The sequence below is a fragment of the Bacillus sp. TCT6 genome (assembly GCF_056033845.1).
On sequence record NZ_JBVYHX010000001.1, the window covers coordinates 3,116,179 to 3,139,365 of the forward strand.

A 23,187-nucleotide genomic window follows, 5' to 3' on the forward strand; every position below is an offset into this window, starting at 1 on the left:
TTTCACCCTCTTTTTCTTCTTAAGTCTTCCCTTAATTCTTTGCATGTTCTTTGTGGTGGTAATAATTGCACAAATTCATTTTTTTCTTCTGCAAATAACTGCGCATGTATTGAATGGGGAGTAATATAATTGATATCTAAAATTTCATCTAAGGGATAAAAATCCCAATAGTGATTTAATCTCCAAAAGAAGCGTGCATCTCCTATCCGGTAAAACTGAGGATCTTCATCCCAATAAGAATTCCACCTTTTTTCAAGAATTGGTAAAACAGATGCTCTATGCATAATAGAACAATGATCAATTGTACATGGAGCATTATTCGTAATTTTTTTTGCAGGTCTCTCAACCGTTTTAATAGGCATCTCTGTTTCATCTATATGAATCGTTTTTGATGCAGAATAAATAATTTGAACATCTTTATTCTCATCAAGATAACTAGACATCTTTTTAAGACGTTCTTCTTCATATTGATTATCATCTGTAATATAAGTTATATATTCTCCTTTAGCATGCTTAAGTGCCTCATTAATTAAAGCGGCATATCTTACTTTTTTTGTCCTTTCAGAAATATGAGCTACATTACTTTTATAAAAATGTACATTTTCATTATTTATGAATGGTTGAATCACCTTCTGGGTCATTTCATCTGAATCATCATCCATTATAAAAAGCTCGAAATCTTGAAAGGTTTGGTTTAATACACTTAATATAGATTTTTCAACAAACGCAGGCTTATTGTAACTTGTCATTATAACTGAAATTTTAGGCAAATCTCTCTCTCCTCCTTATCAATAAATACAAAAACAGTTACGTTATTATATAAATAGAAAGGACAAACCGTTCCGATAATTTTAAAAAAGGTTTCTTTATCTATAAAAAATTAATAGCAGTATTTATATTCACCCATGTCTCTTTTTTCTCCACTATAGTCCATACCATATCTATGAAAAAGTCATAAATTATTTAAGTATAAAAAAGAAAGTGTCGATAAAGCTTTAATTATTAGATTTCACTAGAAAAACACATTCAATATTCTCAATAGAGGTGAAGACTTTGCAACCCCAAATATCAATTATCCTTACTAGTTATAATAAGCCATCATTAATTAATCAAGTTATTGAAAGTGTTCTAATGCAAACTTATAAAGAATGGGAACTTTTTATTATGGATGATAACTCCTGTCCAGAAACTATAAATGTCATAAAAAATTATCTAGAGGATCCTCGAATTACTTATACGAATAGTTTTATACAAGATGATGAACGATATAAAACTACAAGATATGCAACACTTATCAATGAGGCACTACCATTAACTTGTGGGGATTATATTTGCTATTTAACAGATGATACTATATACCTTCCAAACAGATTAGCTGAAATGTTGTCTTTCTTAGAAAAACATCCTGAAATTGATGTAGTCTACTCTTCCCAATACGTAAAATATGTTGATTATAACCTACAACCTACAAATGAATTTGTGAGAGAAGCTTCGGAAATTTTATATACAGCTGCTAATGTTGTAGATCATTGTTCAATTATGCATACTAGAAGAATATTATTAAAAGTCTATGAAAAGTACTGTGGATATTGGGATACAAATCCTTTATATTGGTTTGCTGGAGATGCAATGTTTTGGAAACGCCTAAATACATTTCAACCTTTTTATCCCATTAACAAAGTGCTCGATATTACTTTTAAAACACCATTCTCTTTCCAAAACCTATATGCTAACCTCCCTTCAAAAGATTTAAATGGTATTTTATTTAGTAATTCACAAGGTAAAGTATTTTTAATTGATAACTTTAAACGCAGGCTTATTTCGAAAGATATGCTTTCTTACTTCAAATATAATCAAAATGAAATTGTCTTAATTCCCGATCCATTTATCTACAAATATACAGAAGGGCCCCCCATAACCCTTACAGAGTCAATTCCAAATCTACGGGTTGTGCAAAGTGAAAAAGGAGAGTTATTTTATATAGAAAATAATCAAAAACGTCCATTTATTGACACCATTGCATTTCGCAAATTTAAATTTTCAGTTCAAGAAATTATTAAAGTTTCACAACGTAGTTTAAATCAATTTTCAGATGGACCACCTATTTATCCAAATTTATCTCGTCACGCGGTTTTACCAGAAGGAAAAGTATTTATCTACCATCACAATTATTTCATCATGACAGATTATATGCTTCATCCCATAGATAAAGATATATTGCAAAAACTATATTTATTAAAGAACTGTATACCGATTTCAAAGACCAATTTATCCTACTTTAAGATGGGCCCTCCTATTTCAACATACCCCTCTTACCTAGCTGAAAAATACTTAGAATAGTACCAAGAAAGAGTATTATCAATAAAACAATAGAAGAAGGTTCTGAACTAAGTACTATGCTTGCCTATAGTATTGAATTAAACGAACTGTTAGAAAATGAACTAAATAAAAGTCCATATTGTTCTACTAGCATCTCCTAATAGGGTGATAGAATTTATTTAGATGATCAAAGATTCTTCTTAACTTGTAAAATAAATTATCATAAAAAGAGGACGCAAATAAAAATGCGTCCTCTTTTTATATCAAATCAAACTAATCCATTAAAATCCTTTTCATGAATCCGAATAAGTAATGTTTTTAAGAAAAACAAGATCTAACATCTTAGCTGTTACACTAAATAGATTTACATAATTCACAACTATGACAAGTATTACATATCGCTTAAGTTTCGTTACCTTTTTCTGTATATAATGATAAAAAAATTGTGAACTTTTATCGCATTATGCAAGACATTTAATATCAAATATATTACTTTTACTATGAATTAAATGTGTTTATAGGACTTTTCTAGATAAACAAGGTGCTAAATTAATTCTTAAGAAGTCATTACTATTTCATTTATCTAAAAATTGAAAAAATATGTGTAGATAGATATCATCTTAAATACATATATAATTAACTTTAATTTTCTGACAAGATTTCACATAATTCTTAAACTAATTTTTTACGTGCATTATGAAAAAAATTGCACCGTGTCAGTCTTTAAAAGATTATATATCATAACTTTAAGAGAGGAAGAAAAACTATGAAGATGAAAAGAAAAATCATTATGACAACAGCACTTGCCGCTACGTTAGCTACAGGTGCACTACCTACTACCTCGGTGTTTGCTGCAGAAAAAGAGGCTCCTATTCAACACAAAGAGGCACAATCGAGTATTCAACCTTTGGCACAAAATAATTTGGAAACAGCCGTTCAAGCTGCCTTAAATGGTCCAGAAGTCAAAAAAATTAAAGTATTTGAACATGAATTTAATGTAAAAGAAATAGAAGTAGTAAACCTAGGTGCAGGAAAAAAATATGTTAAGGGGCAAATTTCTCATCATTTAAGTTTTCGTCCAGATGATCAATTTTATTATGAGTTTACAGTACAAGATGGAAAGGTACTAGATAAACCTGTATTTAATATTGATAGAGGTGGTTGGACACCATTTGCCGCTCCACTTTTATCAATTCTTGCTGCGTATAATGGAATTCCAGTTAATCCAAATGATTTAAATACACTTGGTCAGCAAATTGGTAAAGTTATAGATGGAAGCTGGGAACATGCAGCCCAATCAATTGCAACTGTAGTTAGTCTAAGTTTTAATGAGTAGAATTTTTCAATTTTTATTAGCAGTGTAGAGATCCGCTTTTTGTAATCAGCCTTGTTATAAGAGATTCTAAAACAGCTATTAATAAATTTTTACCACTCAATCACATTATCTTGATTTGTTTACCACCTTATTATTCATTATATGTCACAAAATGGAAGTCTTTTTTAGGACTTCTGTTTTGTTTGTATTCAATGCAATAAACAGTTGTTTTTTTGGGAGGCTATACTTCGATTTTTCAATAATCCATTTGGCTATTAGAGACAATTTATAATAACAAATTATTAAAGTCTCAAATAACTTACTCCCCCTATTGTTAATTATTTTCAAATACAAAAATTTATTATCTTAAGAATGAAAAACAATAAATATAGTAAAAAATCATCTAACAATTGTTTAAAGGTCAGGAGAGAAAAAATGAACAAAATAAAAATGAGAAATTTCTTTAAAATTAGTATCCTTACTTGTATTACACTAGCAAGTTTAAGTACACCATCTACTATTTTAGCTAATAGTCATCCAGGTTACTCCTATGAATCCAATATAGGGTATCAAAATCCATCGTGGATGGCGAAAATAGAAGATTCAACAAAAATAAGTGAAATATCTATTCCAGGGACTCACGGTACAATGGCTTTACATGGAGCAAGTTTTATTGATGAAAATTTGACAAGAAATCAAACTATGAGTTTATCCCAACAATTAAATTCCGGAATTCGATATGTAGATATGCGTGTTAAACGTGTAAAAGATTCTTTTGCAATGTATCATGGTGTTGTAAATCAAAAAGCTGTGTTTGAAGATGTATTGAAAGAGACCATTCAATTTTTAAAAGCTCATCCAACAGAAACAATATTAATGCGCTTAAAAGAAGAAACTACTCCTGAAAATGGATCTCTATCATTTGAGGAGATATTTTTAAAATACAAAAACGTTAATGCTTCATATTTTTGGGATCCTAATTCCGTACAAACTTCAGATAGAAATAATCCTACTTTAGGAGATACCCGCGGGAAAATTGTAATCTTACAAAACTTTACATCCACTCAATTGTACGGAATTGATTACGAAGGTTTGAATATACAAGATAAATTTGAAATTGGAAGCGGACCAAACGAAATATACACAAAATGGATTGCGATAAAAAACCATCTACAAAATACAAATACTAACTTTAATAATGGAAAAATTTACCTCAACCATTTTAGTGGTACGGGGGGCGCAGCCGCATTTTTAAATAATGTATATCCTTGGTTTGTTGCAAGCGGAAAAGAAGGCAGAAATACTGACAGTAGTCCTAAATTGATTCAAACGAATTCCACTAATGCGTGGAGTGATTTCCCTCGCGATAGAAACGGACAAGTATACTATGGGGGGATGAATATACTTGGGACCGAACTCTTACAACAAGGCGCAATTAAACATTCTGGTATCATCGCAGCTGATTTTCCTGGTCCAGGTTTAATTGATAGTATCATTAAATTAAATGGTATACATTCAAATGAAAAAGAAATATTAATTTCGCAAATAGCATCTGAATCTAGTCCTTTATCAGGGCAACAAAATCGATCCAGCCAAAACTTTAAAATTGATAGTTTACCTGTAGGTACAAAAGAATTAAAATGGGTTATTGAGCCTTCAGAAAAAGATTATCCTTCTACTATTTCTTTCAATGTAATGATTGATGTTTCCCTGGGAATAGATTCCACTCGTTGGAAAAATATTTCACATGAATCTAAGACTGAAGCTTACACAAATACTAAATATTATATTGCAAGTCCAATTGGTGCCACTAGCAAATTCACAGTGAAAATTTACGCTATTACAAATTAGAAAAAAAGAATCCCAATGGAATTCCATTGGGATTCTTTTTTTAATTTCATTTCGTAAACATTAGGATAGCGATTAAATTTTATCCCGCGTTAACGGGCGCCCGTAAAAGCCCGATTGGTGAGGGCTGATAATCAGTGGGGGATGAACAAAACCTCCACTGATTACAGTTTCACTTTATTAACATATCATTTAATCCATTAGATAATTATATTTGGAACAGCCCTTAATTTTTAAAGAGCAATCCAAAATTGTAAACTATCTTTTTCAGCTTATCATTTATTCAAAACTGGCTTCCAAAGCGATAAAGCAAAAATCCAATTTGAGTCGCCATTTCCTTGATGATTTTGAACCGCTTCGTACACTTTCCCCTCATGTACTACTCTATCACCTTTAGTATATGCTTTTCTTGCATCCCATTTTTCATATGCGGAATTCTCTGACTTTGTTGTTACATTCAAAACATCACTTCTACTAGATTCATTTCCAGCTAAATCAACCGCCGTCACTACATAATTATACGATGTATTAGCCTTCAAATCTTTATCCATAAAGGATGTATTAGCCGCTGTTCCAATTTTATTCATAACCCCAGCGCTTTCTCTATATACAATATAATGGTCAACACCTACATTATCTTCTGACGGACTCCACATTAAATCAACAGTTGTCGATGTTGTACCCATACTATGTAATCCTTTTGGTTGAGTTGGAGCCTCCATATCGGGGATTGTATGTGTTGTCTTAACCTTCAGTTTTTCACTTTCTTTTGATATGTTTCCAGCAGAGTCTAATGCCTTTATTGTATAAGTATATTCCGTATCTGCTTTTAATTTTTTATCAATAAAAGTTGTACCTGGTACCGTATCAATTACTTCTCCATTACGTAACACTTGATATTCTTTTACACCTATATTATCAGTGGAAGCCTTCCATGTTATTTCAACACTATTGGCAGAAACTTTAGAGGCATTTAATTCAGTTGGTTGACTTGGAGCTACTGTATCAGGAGTTTCATTATTTACTAAATTTACATCAACTACATTATAAAAAGCATTTGACGTATCTGCTACATCCCATACAGCTAAAATAACATGATAACCATTACGATCAGTTGGTACATTAATTGTATGTGTTAAATTATTTGATGCAGCCGAACCGTCATGTTTCACAGTTCCGATTGGTTCTAATTCAGCACGTGTTAATGGTTTGTTAGGATCCCATCCCTTTTTTGTAATGTAATAATGCCATTTACTTGTAGAATGTGCTGCTGTATATTTCCATGTAAATGTATTTACTCCACCTTTAATTGTGTTTTTGAACCAACGATTTGATGTTTGTTGGTCAAGAATACCTCCAAACAACCCTCCTGCCGAAGCGATTTTCCCATCAATCGGTCCACTATCTGGAAATCCTTTAGGTGCTTCTAGACTTTGAGGTTCGTACATTACATTTCCACAATTTAAATTTAATACCCCATAATTCTGACTACATAAAGCAGCACGACTACTCGGCTTTTCAACAAACCCATGTGCATACGCACTTTGAGGAGCCATTGTGATTGCCGTCATGCCTGCAGCCAAAACACAAGCACCAATCCCCTTTTTACTTGTTCTTAATCTTTCCAATTTAGATGTTAATTTCAATTTCATTTTTGTCCCCCCAATATATTGCTTTCGCTAATATAATAGCAATATAAGGATAAACGAACAAATCATCAATTAATATATTAATATCTCTCATAAATTGGTACATTTATTATTATTTTTAATCTCCTATAAAAATAAAGTAAATACAATTACGCAATTTTGTAACATTATGTATTAAAAGAAGAATAAAAACTCCGTTTAATTTCACAAAAAATTCAAATATTAAAACAAAAAAAATTCCTCATATAGGAAAAATAAATTTTTTATATTACAAAAAGCAAAAAAGTCTGGAAGAAACCGATTATATCCGTTTCTTCCAGACTTTTTTGCTTTTATACCACTCACAAATCCTTTAACCTTAAACATATACACTTGAGGTTAAAACACATATAATACCCCTACTAATTCAAACTAACGCTTAATTACTCATAAAATAGCTTAAGGTATCTAGCTTAACTGTATTTTCTTTATTAATAGCTATTTTCTATCCTGTATTTCCTTACTTTAAACAGATTATCAAGAGATTGTTAACGTTTAAGAAAAGAGAAAAGATTTAAAATCCCATTTTTAATTATCACATTTTAACAATTTGTTATGTTATTTTTAGCTAATAAGGCACAGAAACAAAGGATGAACTTCAGTGTGCTTGAGAACGATTTTAGGGTGAAACGTTTAAAGGGTATTTTAGTACTGAGTTTTTATTAAATGTTCCTGTACCTAATATTTAAATTAACGTATGTCAAAATATTTTACAATACGAGTATTAAACGTTACATATTTTTATATAAAATGATACATTTCATCAACACACCTCTTCTGATCTTTATGATAAATATAGAAAATTCAGCTCTTTAGGATTTAATTTTAGAATTCTCATAAAAGTATATAATAGATTAGACACATAATTGTCACAAATTAATAGTTTATCTACTTTATGATTACCTATGAAAACTTTATTACCACTTCAATATTTACTGCTAAACTAAAGCACTCTATACCTACAATTTCTTAAAACCCTTTTAAATAATCTTTCAAAAGAGTCGATAGTTTTATATTTTTTATTTTTTTATTGTACATTTGTACATTTGATGTTAGGATTATGCCTATTAAAATTGAATCCTAACGATTCTTCTTTATAATCTCCATGTTTTAATTGTTAAATAAAAATATAGATTCTGATATATATTTAAAATCAGAAAGAAAATGTCGTTATTTTACAATGATGTCGTGGAATACCTTTAGAATGGAAAGATATATGCAACAACGTGTTAAGGGGTTACAGGGGGAACAAAAATGAGAGACTTTTTTGATGATAAGTATAAAAATATTGAATTGAAAAGGAGGTTAATAAATTTAATAAGTGAAATTAGCGAATTCAAAGGAAAATTAGCTGCTTATCAGGAACAAAACAAGGACATATTTAATAGCTTAGAAAAAACTATACCACTACATTACATAAAAAATTTCACAACTATTTACGAGGATATAAAAGTTCCTAATAAAAGATTAAAAGAACTTATTTTAGATGATATCGTACCTCAAAATATTTCGGAAGATGCTATTTTTTGCTATTATCAAACACTTTCTTTTGTACATAAAAACTCCTGTACTTTATTAATCAATCCAGCAACTATACAGGAATTACATTTTCAACTAATACATTACATTACCTCTGACAGTGCCAAATGGCGTGAAAAACCTTTTATTATTCCAGGAATTCCAGAACATGGAATGCATTTGAATAGTTACCGCATTCTTCCACATGAACTTATTCCACAGTTTATGGAGCAATTATGTGATCAATACAACTCATTAAATACTAGTAAGGGGCTTCATTCACTTTTATTAATAGCTCGTTTTATATTAAATTTTTATTGCATAGTCCCTTTCAATCAAGGTAATAACAGGTTGGCATTTATGTTAATGCAATTGCTGTTAATTAAGAGTGGACATACATTTGTAAAATATGTATGTTTGGATAAATATATTAAGAAACATGAATCTGATTATTACAATTCGATTTATAAATCTTCGGTGAATTGGTACTGCGAGGAACATAATAATAGCTTTTGGTTAAAAACGTTTTTAACCATTATATTAGAGGCTTACAAAGATCTTCATAACACAGTTCTAGATTCTATATGTAAACATACTAAAGTTGAGAGAATTCAGGATTTTATACTTAAACAAAAACAACCCTTTACTAAAGAAAGTATTCGTAACACTTATCCAGACATTGCAGAGAGTACAATCAGTAAGGCTTTAAATTCCTTGCAACTGTTTGGCCATATTAAGCTAGTTACAAAAGGAAGAAATGCAAAGTGGATTAAAATTTGACCATACTTTCAAGACACCTGAGGTTCAAAAATTCAATAATAACTTTATCATTGAATTTCATTTTAATTTTAAGCTATTATTACTTTTTTAGTTATTTCTAATTCCAACAAAACAGTTTATAGGAAAAGGTCCGCTTCCCTCCGCCTTTTCCTATAATAAAATTAAATATAAACATAGAATAATTGTCGAAAAAAGTCGCATTTTAATATTTTTTCTTTATTTTCTGGTTGTAAACGTTTCACTTTCATGTTACCATCTTAATCAAACAATAGATGGTAACATGAAAGTATTTCTTTCCCTTAGAAACATATAAACGTACGGTAATATCAAGAAAATAAGGCCAAAGAAATATTTGATACCTACCAAAATAATTAATAGGAATTTTGTTGCGCTATTTTTTCTGATAATTAAGAAAATGCATTTTGTCCCTAAACAAAATTTGTTAGTGCGCAAAATTCAAATACACTAGAACACCCAAATAAATGAAAAATGAATTCTTCCTACAAAATTTAGCTGATTAACATAAAGACATCTAAATTACTACCTTTATCGCCATCTATTGTTGACAACATATTTACCAACTAAAAAAGAACCTATCAAGGGTTCTTTTTATTATAATCATTCAAATTTCAATTCTATCTTAATACTTAAATTTCCACACAAATTACATCTGCTTTTTGCTCTCAATTATTGAATTAATAATATAGCACATCAAATTTATTAATTCTTATCTCCAATTAGTTTAAATTAGTGAATAAAATTCAATCATATAAAAATAATAAATACAACTAATCGTTATATATTAAAGAGGTGTCAATTTTGTCCTTAAATGAAGAGACCTTAGAAACTAAGACAGATAAAACCATTGAAAAGATTCAAACAAGTAACTTAAAACAACTTAAAAATACACTAGATAATATCTTTGATATTAGTGCAGATTTAATTGAACATCCTTTGCAATTAAAAACAAACACGAATATTTTACTATATTATTTTGAAGGCCTTACAGATGGTGTTGCATTAAAAACCAATGTTGTTACACCATTATTACAAGAAGTAAATGAAGACAGTCAAATATTTAATTCTAATATTATTGCTACTCATACCAAAATAGTATATACATGGAATGAAATTAAAGAAGGGTTACTTGAGGGGCAATGTGTACTGTTTATGGAGGGAGAAAAGCGGTCACTTCTAATAAACACAAAAGGCTGGGCAGAAAGGGCGATTCAAGAGCCAATTTCAGAAGTTACTATTAAAGGATCCCATGATGGATTTATTGAAAATGCCACAAAAAATATAGGTCTTATTCGTCGATATATTCCTTCTACAGAGTTAAAGATCAAAAAGCTGACGATTGGAGAACGAGCCACTTCTATAGTCTATTTAATTTACTTAGGTGATGTAGCAAACGCAGATGTAGTCCAAGAAATAGAAACTAGAATCTGTAAAATCAAAACAGATGCGGTATTAAGTATTGGAGAGCTATCTAATTATACAAAAGATCAAAATTGGACTCCTTTTCCACAGGCTTATTTAAGCGAACGCCCAGACGCCATTTCAAATCATATACTTGATGGGAAAGTAGCAGTGTTAATGGATAGATCACCTGGTGCAATGGTTGTTCCTATGAATTTGATTGGATTTTTTCAAACCCCAGATGACTATAATATTCATTGGCTCATCGCATCATTTTTTCGCTTATTACGATTTGCAGGATTTATTATAGCTATTTTTTTACCCGCATTTTATATTGCTATAGTCTCTTTTCACTTTGAAATTATTCCTATAGACTTATACACTTCTATTGCAACATCAAGAGTCAAAGTCCCTTTCTCCCCCTTATTGGAAGCTTTTATAATGGAAATTACACTAGAAATGCTACGTGAAGCTGGCATTCGCTTACCACAACCAATTGGACAAACTATTGGAATCGTTGGAGGGATTGTAATTGGACAGGCGGCTGTTCAAGCTGGTCTTGTTAGTAACGTTATGGTTATTATCGTATCTATTACAGCCATTGCTTCATTTATTGTTTCTAATTATGATTTATCAAGTTCTATACGCCTTATCCGTTTTCCAATGATGTTATTGGCTTACTTTTATGGGATTGTAGGTATTGTTAGTGGATTAATGCTTTTATTTGCTCATTTTGTTTCACTAACTTCCTATGGTTCACCATATGGAATGCCAATCGCACCATTTCGTCTCCAAGAGTTAAAAGATTCTTTTGTAAGATTTCCTATTTCGATGATTACCACCCGCTCGAGTACAGGACAGCCGAAACAAAGAAAGAAAAAAGAAGGTGGTTAACATGGGAAATCTTAAGTTCCAAAAAGTAACTTTATTCGAATTTATTATTTTCATTCATTCGCTTCAACTTGCATCTGGTATGTTAATTATGCCAAGCCCCCTTGCTACTAATGCTGGCACAGATGGCTGGATTTCGATCATTCTCGGATGGATAGTTACTTCTATAATCGGGGTATTTATTATATTAATGTTACAAAAAAATCCTAACAAAAATTTCTCACAAATCTTAAAAACATACTTTGGTAAATGGATAGGGACAATTCTTTTTCTTGCATATGCCTTTTATCTATTTTTTGCTGGATTTAATACTTTATTAAAGGCAACCGATATTGTAAAAGTGTGGATATTCCCTTCCACTCCTGCTTATCAAATCACCATATTATTACTATTACCTTTTATTATTTTAACCCTGAGTGGGTTAAGGGCTCTTACTAGTTATTCTATGCTTGTTTTCTTCTTCACTACTTGGATGCCACTATTTCTTCTTTTTTCACTAAAGACTAACTACAATCCTTTACACCTACTACCTATATTTAAAGAAGGATTATACCCTATTGTAAAGGCAACAAAAGAAACCATTACTCCTTATGCTGGCCTAGAAATTGCATATTATATATATCCATTCTTACAAAAAAAGCAAAAAGCCATAAAAGGACTACTAATAGCGAATACTGGAACCATGTTTTTCTATCTATATGTTACTATTCTTTCTTATATATACTTTAGTCCAGAGGGGATAAAAGACGTAATCTGGCCAGTATTTCATCTGTTAAAAGGGGTTCGTTTTTCTTTCATGGAACGATTAGAAATTATATATATCGCTTACTATTTAATTGTATTTTCCACTACGATATATCCGTATTTATTTTTCAGTTTTGAATCTGTGGCCATTTCACTTCAAAAAAACGCCCGCAATTGGGCGCTGCTTGCTTTTATGTTATTTATAGTTGGCCTATTTATTTTCCTAAATCCCGATGTGGATCAATATTTGTTTATATATTCTCTTATGGATATCTTAAATGTCGTTTTCTTTATTCTATTACCAATCTTATTTTTCGCTTACAGTATTCTTTTTACTTGGATTACTAGGAGGAAACAACTTTGATTCGAAAATGGATATGGATTGTAATTTGTTGTGTATATATAATTGGTTGTAGTCAGAGAATTCCTCTTGAGAAGGTTTCATTAATCCTGTTAATTGGCTTGGATAGAACCCCTAATGGAGACATAAAAGTTGGAACAAGCATACCACTCTTTCATCATAAACAGCAAAAAAGTACTATAGAACATTGGACACAAGCATCAACTGTATATACTGGATTCAGTAAGATAGATACGAAGTTAACGGGCTTTATGACAGCTTCCAAAGCTGAAATCATTTTAATTGGAAAAAAATTAGCGCAAGAAGCAAATTGGTTGCAGGAGCTTGATTCTTCTTACCGTGACCCTTACGCTACCATTAATGCTAAAGTAGTACTTGTAGATGGACCTGCAGAACAAATTTTTACAATTCATAAGCCTAGTAAACCATCACTTTCATCTTATATAAATGGTGTAATCGAATCGTCAATTCAAAATAACCAATCCGTCTCTTCTACAATTCAACAATTAATGAGAGAACAAAATGAAGAAGGAATGACGCAAACTGTTCCAATTATCAAAAAAACAAAGAATGAAATCGATACAGTAGGAATTGCATTTTTAAATCGAAAAGGGAAATATTTAACTCATATCCCTAAAAAAGATGTTAAATTTTTCAATCTTATAAATAAGCAAAAAAGTAGCGGGCGAATGATACTACACCTTGCGCTTCCTCCTAAAAAGTCCAACAAAAAAACAAACACTTCTATATTCGTACAGAACGCGACAAGGAAGGTAGTTGTTAATTTTCAAAACGGAAAGTTTGTATTTAATCTCGATATTTACGCTAATGTAGCTTTAATAGAAAAAACCAATCCGAATTCAATTAAAGGGCACTATGATAATAAAAAAAATATAAATAATTTAAAAAGTGCTATTCAAAAAGAAATTAATAATAATTCACAAAATATGTTATATGAAATACAGCAGAATAAAATTGATCCAATCGGATTATCCCAATATGCTAGAGCATTTCAATATAAAGAGTGGAAAAAAGTAAAAGGAAATTGGTTGCAAGCGTTAGCAGAGGCTAAAATAAATGTAAAGACACACGTCAAAATAAAAGATACTGGAACCATTAGAAATTAGACTAGTCTATTCTTCTGCTTAAAATTATTTCTAAGTGGAATTTTCCATCTTCTATAATTATTATGTAAAAGATAATAACTCAAAGAAAAATCTACTGGTTAAATGCTAACCAATAGATTTTTCTTTTTTATCTAAGGATTCTTTTAAAGGCACAACAATTTTACTGTAGTAATCAAGAACTGGTTTCTAATTTAAGTTACTGGAGAGTATAATCCCTACCAACTTTCATCCCAATAGCAACTCAATGATATAACATTAAAGATATAACCCCTTAACTTAGGGATTTTGACTTTTCAAATTTATACCAATGTCTTAGCTCTATGTACTTTGATATATATGTCCACATCAATATGTTATTGCATCATATACTGAATAGATAATTTAAATTACTTTTAAAAAGGATGATGAGGATGAACCTAGATGATATACAAAAATCCTATGGCGTAATTGTAAGTTTAGGAGGCTTGTGTCAAGTCACTAACCAAATCAAAAGGCACCATTTAAGAACATTTTCTGGACCTTTAGATTGGTTTTATTATCCATCACTTTCAGATGTAAACAGATTACTTCAAAATCGATTTGAAAAATTTATGAAGTTGGAAAATATGGTCATAGAAGGTTCAGAAAGTTACGGTCTTATTGAATCAGAATTTGATAATCAAACTAAATGGGCAGAACGAATTACCTATTGTATAAAGGACACTTATTATAATTGTTTTTCAATGCATGACTTTCCTATTGACTCAGAAAAGGATTGGAAATCAACCTATCCTTCTTTTAAAGCTAAATTAGACACTAGAATTAATCGATTCCTTGAAAAAATAAATAGTAGTGAATCAATTTTATTCATTAGGATTTGGGGAAATCGAGATGAAGCGGTTGAATTAAAAAACGTATTATCCGAAATTACAAATAAAGATTTTAATATTCTTATTGTCAATTTTAAGGAGGATATATCTAATATCGTTGAACAAAATTGGGGAATATCGAGGGTTTGTTCAATTGAACTCCCACGTTATCAGGATAGATGGGAAGGTGATGATTCCGATTGGAATTATATTTTAAATAAAATAACATTAACTTAATACTTTTCTTCTTACTTTTAACATGATTTTTCCAGTAAATTGAAATAGGTGTAGAGAAATAAAATTCCCATCTAATTGATACACACTTAATTAATAAACCGTTCATATAATAACTCATAAGTCCTTCTTTATTGAATAAATGGTTCTTTACAAAATTGATTCCATCACTAGAGCACCTTTATACGGTGCTCTTTTTTAAATTTGTAAAATCTACAATGTAATATTTGTTCACTCTTCCTTTAAATAGTTAATTTCCTTCTTAGATTTTTCATTATAAGCTTCTTTAATTCCCTTGATTCCCCTCCCCTTCTTTTATCTTACAAACAAGTAATTTCTTTCATTAGTATTAAATAAAATAAAGCATTGATTTTAGAATAACCTAATTTACATAAGATTGAGAATAAACTACAGTGCGTATTCTTCACGTTTAATCAGCATTTGAATTATAAATCTAACATATATTTTTTAGTTGATTGTCATTATGGTACAACCGTGTATACATTTATCAAACAAACTACATAGTTTAAATTAGTAAAATATATAGAGAGGAAGGAAAGAAATTTATGAAAGTCATAATTTTGTGTGGCGGAAAAGGGCTTCGGATGCAAGGAATTTTAGAGGACATTCCCAAACCATTAGTTCGAGTTCAAGGAAAGCCTCTCCTCTTGCATATAATGAATTGGTATAGAAAATATGGACATTCTGATTTCATTTTGCCCCTAGGATATAAAGGTGAGAAAATTAAAGAATATTTTATGGACTTTAGCTGGAAAGAGAATGACTTTAGTTTGAATTTTAAAACCAATCAATATACGCTACTTCAGGAATTAGAAAATTGGAATATACACTTTATAAATACAGGAATTGATACAATGACCGGGGCAAGGCTAAAAAAACTTGAACCCTTTGTACAGGATGAAACCTTTTTATTAACTTATGGCGATGGATTAGCAAATATAGATATTGATCAACTAATAGCATTCCATAAAGAAAAAGGAAAAATTGCTACATTAACTGGAATTAAAAAAAATAGTCAATATGGCCTATTGACGGTCGAAAATGGAATTGCTATTGATTTTAAAGAAAAACCATTACTTGATGAAGTAATTAATGGCGGTTTTTTTGTATTTAACAAAGAAATATTCGATTATTTAGGTGATAGTGATGATTGTGTTCTAGAAGAAGATCCTCTTCGCAATTTAATAAAAGACAATGAGCTCGCAGTCTATGAACACAATGACTTTTGGGCTAGTGTCGATACACCTAAAGATTTAAAAACTGTAGATGAAAGTTGGAATCCTAATAAATTTTAGTGGAGAGGACTGAATAAACATTGAACTCTAATGATAAAAAAATAAGTTTACCTCGATTGTATATCCCCTCTAATGAGAAAATAGTTAACCCGCTTTCAACAGGAATTAAAGCTTCAAATCTCTCCAAAAAAAATACTCAAAAAAGAATGAATCCCCAATTCTATAATCAACAACATGATCTAAATAATCATTTCTGTGTCATTGTAGGTAATGAATATGTCTTGAAAATCATTGCTTTACAGCAATCATTAATGCAGTACTCAGAAAAATTCACATTGTGGATTTGTTGTATAGACCCTTTTGCATATTCACTATTAAAAGAAATGAATTTAATTAATGTAAACCTTTTACAAGTTGAAGAATTAGAAGATAGTGAACTAAAAGCAATTAAAAGAAAAAGAAAAGTAAATGAATATTGTTGGACTTTAAAATCTGTCTTGATAGAATATTTATTGGTCAATTATGATTTACCATCTATTCTATATTGTGATGGTGATTTATGCTTTTTCTCTGATCCTAATATTATTTTTGAGGAATGGGGTGAATACTCTATTTTCCTTACCCCCCAAAGAGATCGTGATTGGGTAGAAAAAATGTATGGAAAATATCAGGCTGGGCTAATTGGATTTAAGAATGATCTCTATGGACTAAAAAGTGTAAGATGGTGGAAAAATAAATGTCTAGATTGGTGCAGTGCCGAGGCTGAGGAGGGGAAATTTGGAGACCAAAAGTATTTAGATTATATCCCTATATATTTTCCAAAAGTAAAAATTTCAAATAACTTAGGTATAAATGCTGCGCCTTGGAACTGTATATATAATAACGATTATAAAATTGACAAGACTAAAAACGATGTATTTATTGAAAACGACAAACTAGTTGTTTACCATTTTGCATGTATTACTATCTTTAATGAAAATGATTTTGATCTTTGGTCTTTAGGAGCAATTTCAATACCCAATAATATATTAAACCATATTTACACTCCGTATTTAGAGAGAATTCAATTTGTTTTAAATCAATTAAAAAATAAATTCAATAAAGATACTAAACAATTTTTAAGTAAAAAAGATATAAATAAAGCTCAAACCTTATATAAAGATTCACAATTAAGAAGAAAAATGAATCAATCCAATCATTTTATGAACTTTTCCATGATTATAAGTAAAGAACGATTAATTCAAGGATTGACCTCTTATTATTCCTTAGAAAATTTCAACGCTAAATTTACTGTATGGATTTGTTGTATGGATGATTTAACTTATCAAATATTAGAGACATTAAAATTAAAGCACGCCATACTAATTCCAGTAAAAGATATTGAAAATCATGAACTCCTCAGTATAAAAAATGATAGAAGTTTACAAGAATATTGTTGGACATTAAAAGCGCCCCTATGTCTACATGTCCTTAGTCTTTATCCGGAAGTTGATCACATTATATATTGTGATGCTGATATGTATTTCTTTACAGCACCTAATATCATTCTTGATGAATGGTGGAAATACTCTGTATTCCTTTGCCCTCAAAGAAGCTCTACTGAAATTGAAAACATACACGGTATATATCAAGCTGGTTTAGTAGGCTTCAAAAACGATCAAAATAGCAAAGAAATTTTAACATGGTGGAAAGATAAATGCCTAGAATATTGCAATAATCATTATGATGTTGAAATGAATAGATGGGGTGACCAAAAATATTTAAATCACATTCCTAACATCTTTTCTAATATAAAAATCATGACTCATAAAGGTATTGATGCAGCACCTTGGAATGTCATTTTAAATAGCAGTTCTATATCAAAAACAGATAAAAAAGTTTTTATTGATCAAGATGAATTAATAGCTTTTCATTTTGGAAGTATGCAAATTATTAATCCAAATGAGTTCGATTTATGGAAACAAGAAACTTTAGAATTACCTCCAGAAGTTTTAGATTATATATACATTCCTTATATTGAACAATTGAACAAGACATGTCATACCCTTCATAATACTTTTCAAAAATCCCCCTCCTCTTTATTTGCTGACCAAATTGATACAACGACAATAAAAAATTATTTTAAATACTCCTCCCCTCATTACAATTAAGACAGATACTCTCCTTATTTAAAAATAAATCTTAATAAAGGATAGATTTTCACTATGATTACTTCATTTAAAAATAAAACTTTCCTTATTACTGGTGGATACGGTTTTATTGGTTCTCACTTGGCACGAAGACTTTTAAATTTACAAGCACGAATTGTTCTTTTCATAAGAACACCATCAAATTTTTGGAGACTAAAGGATATTATAAAAAATATTGAAACCTATGAAATAGATATACGAGATAGAAAACAAGTACAGGATGCAATAAAGAAAGTTAATCCGGATTATATCTTTCACCTGGCAGCCTATGGTGTAAATTCTGCCCATACAGATTACATGCATGCTATAGAAACAAATATTATAGGGACATGTAACATTATTCAAGCAGCAAAATTGGTGAATTGTAAAAAAATTATCAATTTTGGGAGTAGTTCTGAATACGGTAACAAGATGGAACCTATTCATGAAAATATGTTACTAACTCCTGTGGATATCTACGGAAGTACCAAAGCTGCTGCTACTATACTCGCCCATCAAATTGCTAGCGAAAACAGCATTAATCTTATAACATTAAGACCTTTTGGCATATTCGGAGAAAGCGAGGAGCCACATAAAATTTTTAGCTATATAATCTTGCAAGTATTACAAAACAAAGATGTAAATTTAACTTTCTGTAATCAATTAAGAGATTATTGTTATATAGAAAATATAATAGATGCCTGTATCCTAGCAGTAGAGAATACTACTGTACAAAATGAAATCTTTAATATTGGGAGTGGCACTATTTACCCCTTGAAACATTATGTAGAATTATTATTCAAACATTTGAAAACCAATTCCAGACCAAATTACGGTGCAATTCCATCTAGAACGAATGAAAGATGGGTTCCTGAAGCAGATGTGCAAAAAATAAAAAACTCTCTTTCCTGGGAACCTAGAATTAATATTGAAGAAGGAATTATAAAAACTGTTAATTGGTATAAAAATAATAAACATTTATACCTAATCCCCTAAAAATAGGGTACTAAAGGAGGTGGACTAATTGTTAAATCAAAACTTTAATAATGCTTTTTACGGAAAGACAATTTTAATTACTGGACATACTGGTTTTAAAGGTTCTTGGTTATCCCTATGGTTGAATGAATTAGGTGCTACTGTAATCGGATATTCATTGGATCCTAAAAATAAAAATGATAACTTTAACATTACTAACCTTCAAAACAATATAATTGATATTCGTGGAGACATTAGGGATTTTAATAAATTAAATAAGGTTTTTACAGATTATAAACCTGAAATTGTATTCCATTTAGCTGCCCAACCTCTAGTTAAGTATTCATATGAATATCCTAGAGAAACATACGAGGTAAACGTTGTAGGAACTATGAATGTACTAGAGGCAATTCGATTACATGAATCAGCTAAAATAGGAATTATGGTGACAAGTGACAAGTGCTATGAAAATAAAGAATGGCCTTGGGGTTATCGTGAAATTGATCCTATGGGTGGCCATGACATATATAGCTCAAGCAAAGGATGCTGCGAACTTTTAATTTCTTCCTATCGAAATTCTTACTTTTCAGAAGAAAACTTTTCTCACCACAAGAAAATAATTGCAAGCGTTCGAGCTGGTAATGTAATTGGTGGTGGTGATTGGTCAATAGATAGAATTATTCCTGATTGTATACGAGCATTAGAATCAAACAAAAAGATTATTATTAGAAACCCTACTGCTATTAGACCCTGGCAACATGTACTAGAACCCTTAAGCGGGTATTTACTCCTTACAGAAAAAATTATAAATAATGGTATCCTTTATTCAGGAGCATGGAACTTCGGGCCATCCTTAAGCAATATTGTTCCAGTAGAAAAATTAGTGACAAGTTTACTAGATATTTGGGGCTGTGGGGATTGGACTGCAGAAAATATAGGCGCAATAAATTTTCATGAAGCAAATTTACTAAATCTTGACATTAGCAAAGCAAAATTCAATCTTGATTGGCAACCAAAATGGTCCCTACAACAGACTTTAGAAAATACAATAGAATGGTATAAACATTATAATTCTTACACCAGTTCTGAGATGATAAATCTATGTATTAGCCAAATCAAACAATATTGCATGCTTTGAACTACTCCCACTTACTCATACTTGCTGTGAGTTCCTTATGGAGGGAGTCTTCTTGGTTAAAATAATAAAAGACACATTAATTTTATAGTCTAAATTATAAACCTACTATACCTAAAATGATGTGATTGTCCATTAACAAAGATTTTATTTCTTCGATTATTTCAAATCAACTATTGACATTATACTGAAGAATAAAGGAATCACATATTTTTCTAGTGATTCCCTTGTTATGAGAAAATACTGTCTTGCTTTAACGACAATACAGTATATGCGATTATTAATTTATTTGTTCTAGTTATGAAAAAATCTATTCCTGTCAAAAGAGCTTTCTTCAAAGAAAAACTTCCTATTCTCTTCTACTTACCCTACCCGAAAAGTAACTAAGTTGAAAATTCCAATAATTATATCTACTATTATAGAATTATACTGAGCTTTAACAATTTTATAATTATCCCCTTCTTGTAGCTATTCCACTAAAGTTCATGCTTATGATTCTCTTATTTATTATCACCAATGTCGATGAATTCATGCATTGCTTATTCTATACACAAATTGCTTTTTGAATTATCTTTTCAGAATAAGTAAAGAAGGCTTTCTCTTTTATGCACTTCTCCCCTACCAGTCTTTAATTTTCCTTTAATCAACATTTAGAACAAATCTTCAAATATAATAGTACATCTTCTATAAAACAAAACCATAAGTAAGATAATTTCACTATTACAAATAATGAGATAGTCTGTTTCACCTTTTTACATTATCCAAAAAAGAACTTGTAGAAATTCTTACAAGTTCTTCTTTTGTTTTCTTTATTCTTTTCTTATTTACATACGCAAGATTTATACATTTGGTGGTGATACATACTATATGTATCCGATAAAATAATTTAAAAATTAATACGTAATTGATCCGTTTTAAGAAAAGAAAATTTCATAAATCTTCAATCACAGTTTCTAAGTTCACCTGATAGAACGTATAAAGACTCATATTATCTTTTGATAATTTTCGGATGTTTTATTATGAGTATATTCGACATAAATTGATTATTTTTTCTGAATTTTCTTGAAAAATATTGTAATATCACTCCATTTTTTCTTCTATTTTGTTATGATGTTTATAATTAAATTGGATTAGGATTTTTTTAGAAAATGGGGGCGTATATTATGAGTGTTTCAGTAAAGGGAAATGAGCAATTAACCTCTCTATTGAACGACTGGTATCGAGCAATGCTATCTCAACAAGTTATAAAAGCTACTAATCTAAAAAAGAAAATTGATGAAAAAATTAATAAGTTAAGCATTGAACCGGATCAAGAACATCAGGATCAAAATTTGTTACTATACTATTCACTACTCGAATTTCGTTACAAGGTCTTAACAGATAGCCTTGGTATTCAACAAAATAGTTTTGATACTATTAGCGATTATGATATGCCTACAGATCAATTTCTACGATTCTATTATCACTTTTTCAAATCCATTCATTCCACTTTTATATCAAATTATACTGAGGCAGAAGAACATTATAAACTAGCAGAAAAAATATTGGTAGCTATACCAGATGAAATTGAACATGCTGAATTTTACTATAGAATTGCTACTTTCTATCACCATACCTATAACAATCTCGCTTCTATCGAATACGCAAATAAATCGAGAGCAATCTTTTCAAAGTATGAAGGTTATGAAGTAAAAACAGCCTTTTGTAATAGTTTGCTAGGTGGTTGCTGCATCTATTTAAAACAGTACGAACAAGCAGAAGAATATCTACATTGTGCAATTGATTTACTACAAAAAAATAGGGAAGAAGATTCCTTGTTATATGTAAAAAATACTATGGGGTGGCTGTATTCTGATCAAAGTATGTCTACTTTAGCTATTCGTCACCTTTCAGAAGTAACAGAGAAAATCCCTACACACTTCAAGGCCATCTTCCTACAAGCTAAGGAACATTATAAATTAGGAGAACAATCAACGGCCAGCCAACTCATTGATAAGGGATTACAGATTTGCAGAAAAATTCATAACGAAGAATACACACACCACTTCTCTATTTTAAAAAGATTAAACGAAAATATTCCATTGGAAGAATTAGAAAAAATCATTCAAGAAGGAATCTTATACTTTAAGGAAGAAGAATTATGGGAATATGTTGTCGAATACGCTGAATTATTTGCCACAAAATGTAGACAATTAGAGAACCACCAAAAAGTAAGTGACTATTTCCATATTTGTTATCAAGCAAGACAAAAATCAATTGCAAAAGGAGTGTTAAAATAATGAAAAAAATTAGCTTATTATTATCAGGCATTGCTTTTATTGGGGTATTAACGGTGGGAATTTTTCAGTTTTCTAAAACAGATCAGCTTGCTACTCATGGGCATTATCCTGCTCCTTCATATAGTGTTGGCGATTATGGTGGTGCACCACCACAAATTTAATGTAAATGTATTTAAAAACCCTCCAAATGGAGGGTTTTTAAATGGGTTTTCTGCCTGTTCAATACGCGCATAGAGAGTATATATTATACCTATTTACTATGCATTTCCACTCTGTAACAAG

At 30.3% G+C, this 23,187-nt stretch carries 16 protein-coding genes; 14 read left to right on the plus strand and 2 right to left on the minus strand.

The window, feature by feature from the left end:
* Nucleotides 1-2 precede the first annotated feature (2 nt).
* The gene (locus AC0ONG_RS15895) at nucleotides 3-770 is read right to left on the minus strand and encodes a glycosyltransferase family 2 protein (protein ID WP_001124407.1); all 768 of its coding nucleotides are present in this window, start codon (nucleotides 768-770) and stop codon (nucleotides 3-5) included.
* Between the two features lie 283 nt (nucleotides 771-1,053).
* Here AC0ONG_RS15895 and AC0ONG_RS15900 point away from each other — a divergent pair, with 283 nt between their 5' ends.
* The 3 genes from AC0ONG_RS15900 (at nucleotide 1,054) to AC0ONG_RS15910 (ending at nucleotide 5,485) form a co-directional block, all read left to right on the plus strand.
* Nucleotides 1,054-2,340: a glycosyltransferase family 2 protein gene (locus AC0ONG_RS15900; RefSeq protein ID WP_001183018.1), complete on the plus strand. Its 1,287-nt coding sequence runs from the start codon at nucleotides 1,054-1,056 to the stop codon at nucleotides 2,338-2,340.
* A gap of 745 nt (nucleotides 2,341-3,085) precedes the next feature.
* On the plus strand, nucleotides 3,086-3,655 hold the full coding sequence (locus AC0ONG_RS15905) for a hypothetical protein (RefSeq protein ID WP_000782791.1): 570 nt from the start codon (nucleotides 3,086-3,088) through the stop codon (nucleotides 3,653-3,655).
* Between the two features lie 414 nt (nucleotides 3,656-4,069).
* Entirely contained in the window at nucleotides 4,070-5,485 is a 1,416-nt protein-coding gene (locus AC0ONG_RS15910; RefSeq protein ID WP_016098781.1) for a phosphatidylinositol-specific phospholipase C, read from the plus strand.
* A gap of 272 nt (nucleotides 5,486-5,757) precedes the next feature.
* On the opposite strand, the gene AC0ONG_RS15915 is transcribed toward AC0ONG_RS15910, so the two are convergent.
* A complete protein-coding gene (locus AC0ONG_RS15915) occupies nucleotides 5,758-7,134 on the minus strand; it encodes a lytic polysaccharide monooxygenase (protein ID WP_000769024.1) in 1,377 nt (458 codons plus the stop codon).
* Nucleotides 7,135-8,424: 1,290 nt separating this feature from the next.
* Between AC0ONG_RS15915 and AC0ONG_RS15920 the strand changes: the two genes are divergently transcribed.
* The 11 genes from AC0ONG_RS15920 to AC0ONG_RS15970 all read left to right on the plus strand — a co-directional run bounded on the left by AC0ONG_RS15920 (nucleotide 8,425) and on the right by AC0ONG_RS15970 (nucleotide 23,066).
* Complete coding sequence (locus AC0ONG_RS15920) at nucleotides 8,425-9,468, plus strand: Fic family protein (protein ID WP_001204206.1); 1,044 nt, start codon at nucleotides 8,425-8,427, stop codon at nucleotides 9,466-9,468.
* An 819-nt stretch (nucleotides 9,469-10,287) separates the two neighbouring features.
* On the plus strand, nucleotides 10,288-11,781 hold the full coding sequence (locus tag AC0ONG_RS15925) for a spore germination protein (protein ID WP_000055704.1): 1,494 nt from the start codon (nucleotides 10,288-10,290) through the stop codon (nucleotides 11,779-11,781).
* Between the two features lies 1 nt (nucleotide 11,782).
* On the plus strand, nucleotides 11,783-12,886 hold the full coding sequence (locus AC0ONG_RS15930; protein WP_000527367.1) for a GerAB/ArcD/ProY family transporter: 1,104 nt from the start codon (nucleotides 11,783-11,785) through the stop codon (nucleotides 12,884-12,886).
* Nucleotides 12,883-14,010 (plus strand): Ger(x)C family spore germination protein, encoded by a 1,128-nt coding sequence (locus AC0ONG_RS15935; RefSeq protein ID WP_136997152.1) that lies wholly within the window; start codon nucleotides 12,883-12,885, stop codon nucleotides 14,008-14,010. The genes AC0ONG_RS15930 and AC0ONG_RS15935 overlap by 4 nt, the downstream gene beginning before the upstream one ends.
* 410 nt (nucleotides 14,011-14,420) lie before the next feature.
* Complete coding sequence (locus tag AC0ONG_RS15940) at nucleotides 14,421-15,095, plus strand: papain-like cysteine peptidase (protein ID WP_001046794.1); 675 nt, start codon at nucleotides 14,421-14,423, stop codon at nucleotides 15,093-15,095.
* Between the two features lie 563 nt (nucleotides 15,096-15,658).
* Entirely contained in the window at nucleotides 15,659-16,408 is a 750-nt protein-coding gene (locus AC0ONG_RS15945; protein WP_000864426.1) for a sugar phosphate nucleotidyltransferase, read from the plus strand.
* A 20-nt stretch (nucleotides 16,409-16,428) separates the two neighbouring features.
* Nucleotides 16,429-18,498 (plus strand): hypothetical protein, encoded by a 2,070-nt coding sequence (locus AC0ONG_RS15950; RefSeq protein ID WP_001087536.1) that lies wholly within the window; start codon nucleotides 16,429-16,431, stop codon nucleotides 18,496-18,498.
* A gap of 54 nt (nucleotides 18,499-18,552) precedes the next feature.
* Nucleotides 18,553-19,512 (plus strand): NAD-dependent epimerase/dehydratase family protein, encoded by a 960-nt coding sequence (locus AC0ONG_RS15955; RefSeq protein ID WP_000633065.1) that lies wholly within the window; start codon nucleotides 18,553-18,555, stop codon nucleotides 19,510-19,512.
* A 28-nt stretch (nucleotides 19,513-19,540) separates the two neighbouring features.
* Nucleotides 19,541-20,629, plus strand: coding sequence for a CDP-glucose 4,6-dehydratase (gene rfbG / locus AC0ONG_RS15960; RefSeq protein ID WP_000934343.1), 1,089 nt, complete (start codon nucleotides 19,541-19,543; stop codon nucleotides 20,627-20,629).
* Nucleotides 20,630-21,789: 1,160 nt separating this feature from the next.
* A complete protein-coding gene (locus AC0ONG_RS15965) occupies nucleotides 21,790-22,905 on the plus strand; it encodes a Rap family tetratricopeptide repeat protein (protein WP_000116956.1) in 1,116 nt (371 codons plus the stop codon).
* Nucleotides 22,905-23,066, plus strand: a complete 162-nt coding sequence (locus AC0ONG_RS15970; RefSeq protein ID WP_000724107.1) for a hypothetical protein — start codon at nucleotides 22,905-22,907, stop codon at nucleotides 23,064-23,066. The genes AC0ONG_RS15965 and AC0ONG_RS15970 overlap by 1 nt, the downstream gene beginning before the upstream one ends.
* Nucleotides 23,067-23,187: the final 121 nt, after the last annotated feature.

Coding starts and splice junctions, on each gene's coding strand:
- AC0ONG_RS15910 (WP_016098781.1), top strand. CDS start 4,070: ATGAACAAAATAAAAATGAGAAATTTCTTTAAAATTAGTATCCTTACT.
- AC0ONG_RS15970 (WP_000724107.1), top strand. CDS start 22,905: ATGAAAAAAATTAGCTTATTATTATCAGGCATTGCTTTTATTGGGGTA.
- AC0ONG_RS15930 (WP_000527367.1), top strand. CDS start 11,783: ATGGGAAATCTTAAGTTCCAAAAAGTAACTTTATTCGAATTTATTATT.
- AC0ONG_RS15965 (WP_000116956.1), top strand. CDS start 21,790: ATGAGTGTTTCAGTAAAGGGAAATGAGCAATTAACCTCTCTATTGAAC.
- AC0ONG_RS15920 (WP_001204206.1), top strand. CDS start 8,425: ATGAGAGACTTTTTTGATGATAAGTATAAAAATATTGAATTGAAAAGG.
- AC0ONG_RS15940 (WP_001046794.1), top strand. CDS start 14,421: ATGAACCTAGATGATATACAAAAATCCTATGGCGTAATTGTAAGTTTA.
- AC0ONG_RS15945 (WP_000864426.1), top strand. CDS start 15,659: ATGAAAGTCATAATTTTGTGTGGCGGAAAAGGGCTTCGGATGCAAGGA.
- AC0ONG_RS15905 (WP_000782791.1), top strand. CDS start 3,086: ATGAAGATGAAAAGAAAAATCATTATGACAACAGCACTTGCCGCTACG.
- AC0ONG_RS15955 (WP_000633065.1), top strand. CDS start 18,553: ATGATTACTTCATTTAAAAATAAAACTTTCCTTATTACTGGTGGATAC.
- AC0ONG_RS15915 (WP_000769024.1), bottom strand. CDS start 7,134: ATGAAATTGAAATTAACATCTAAATTGGAAAGATTAAGAACAAGTAAA.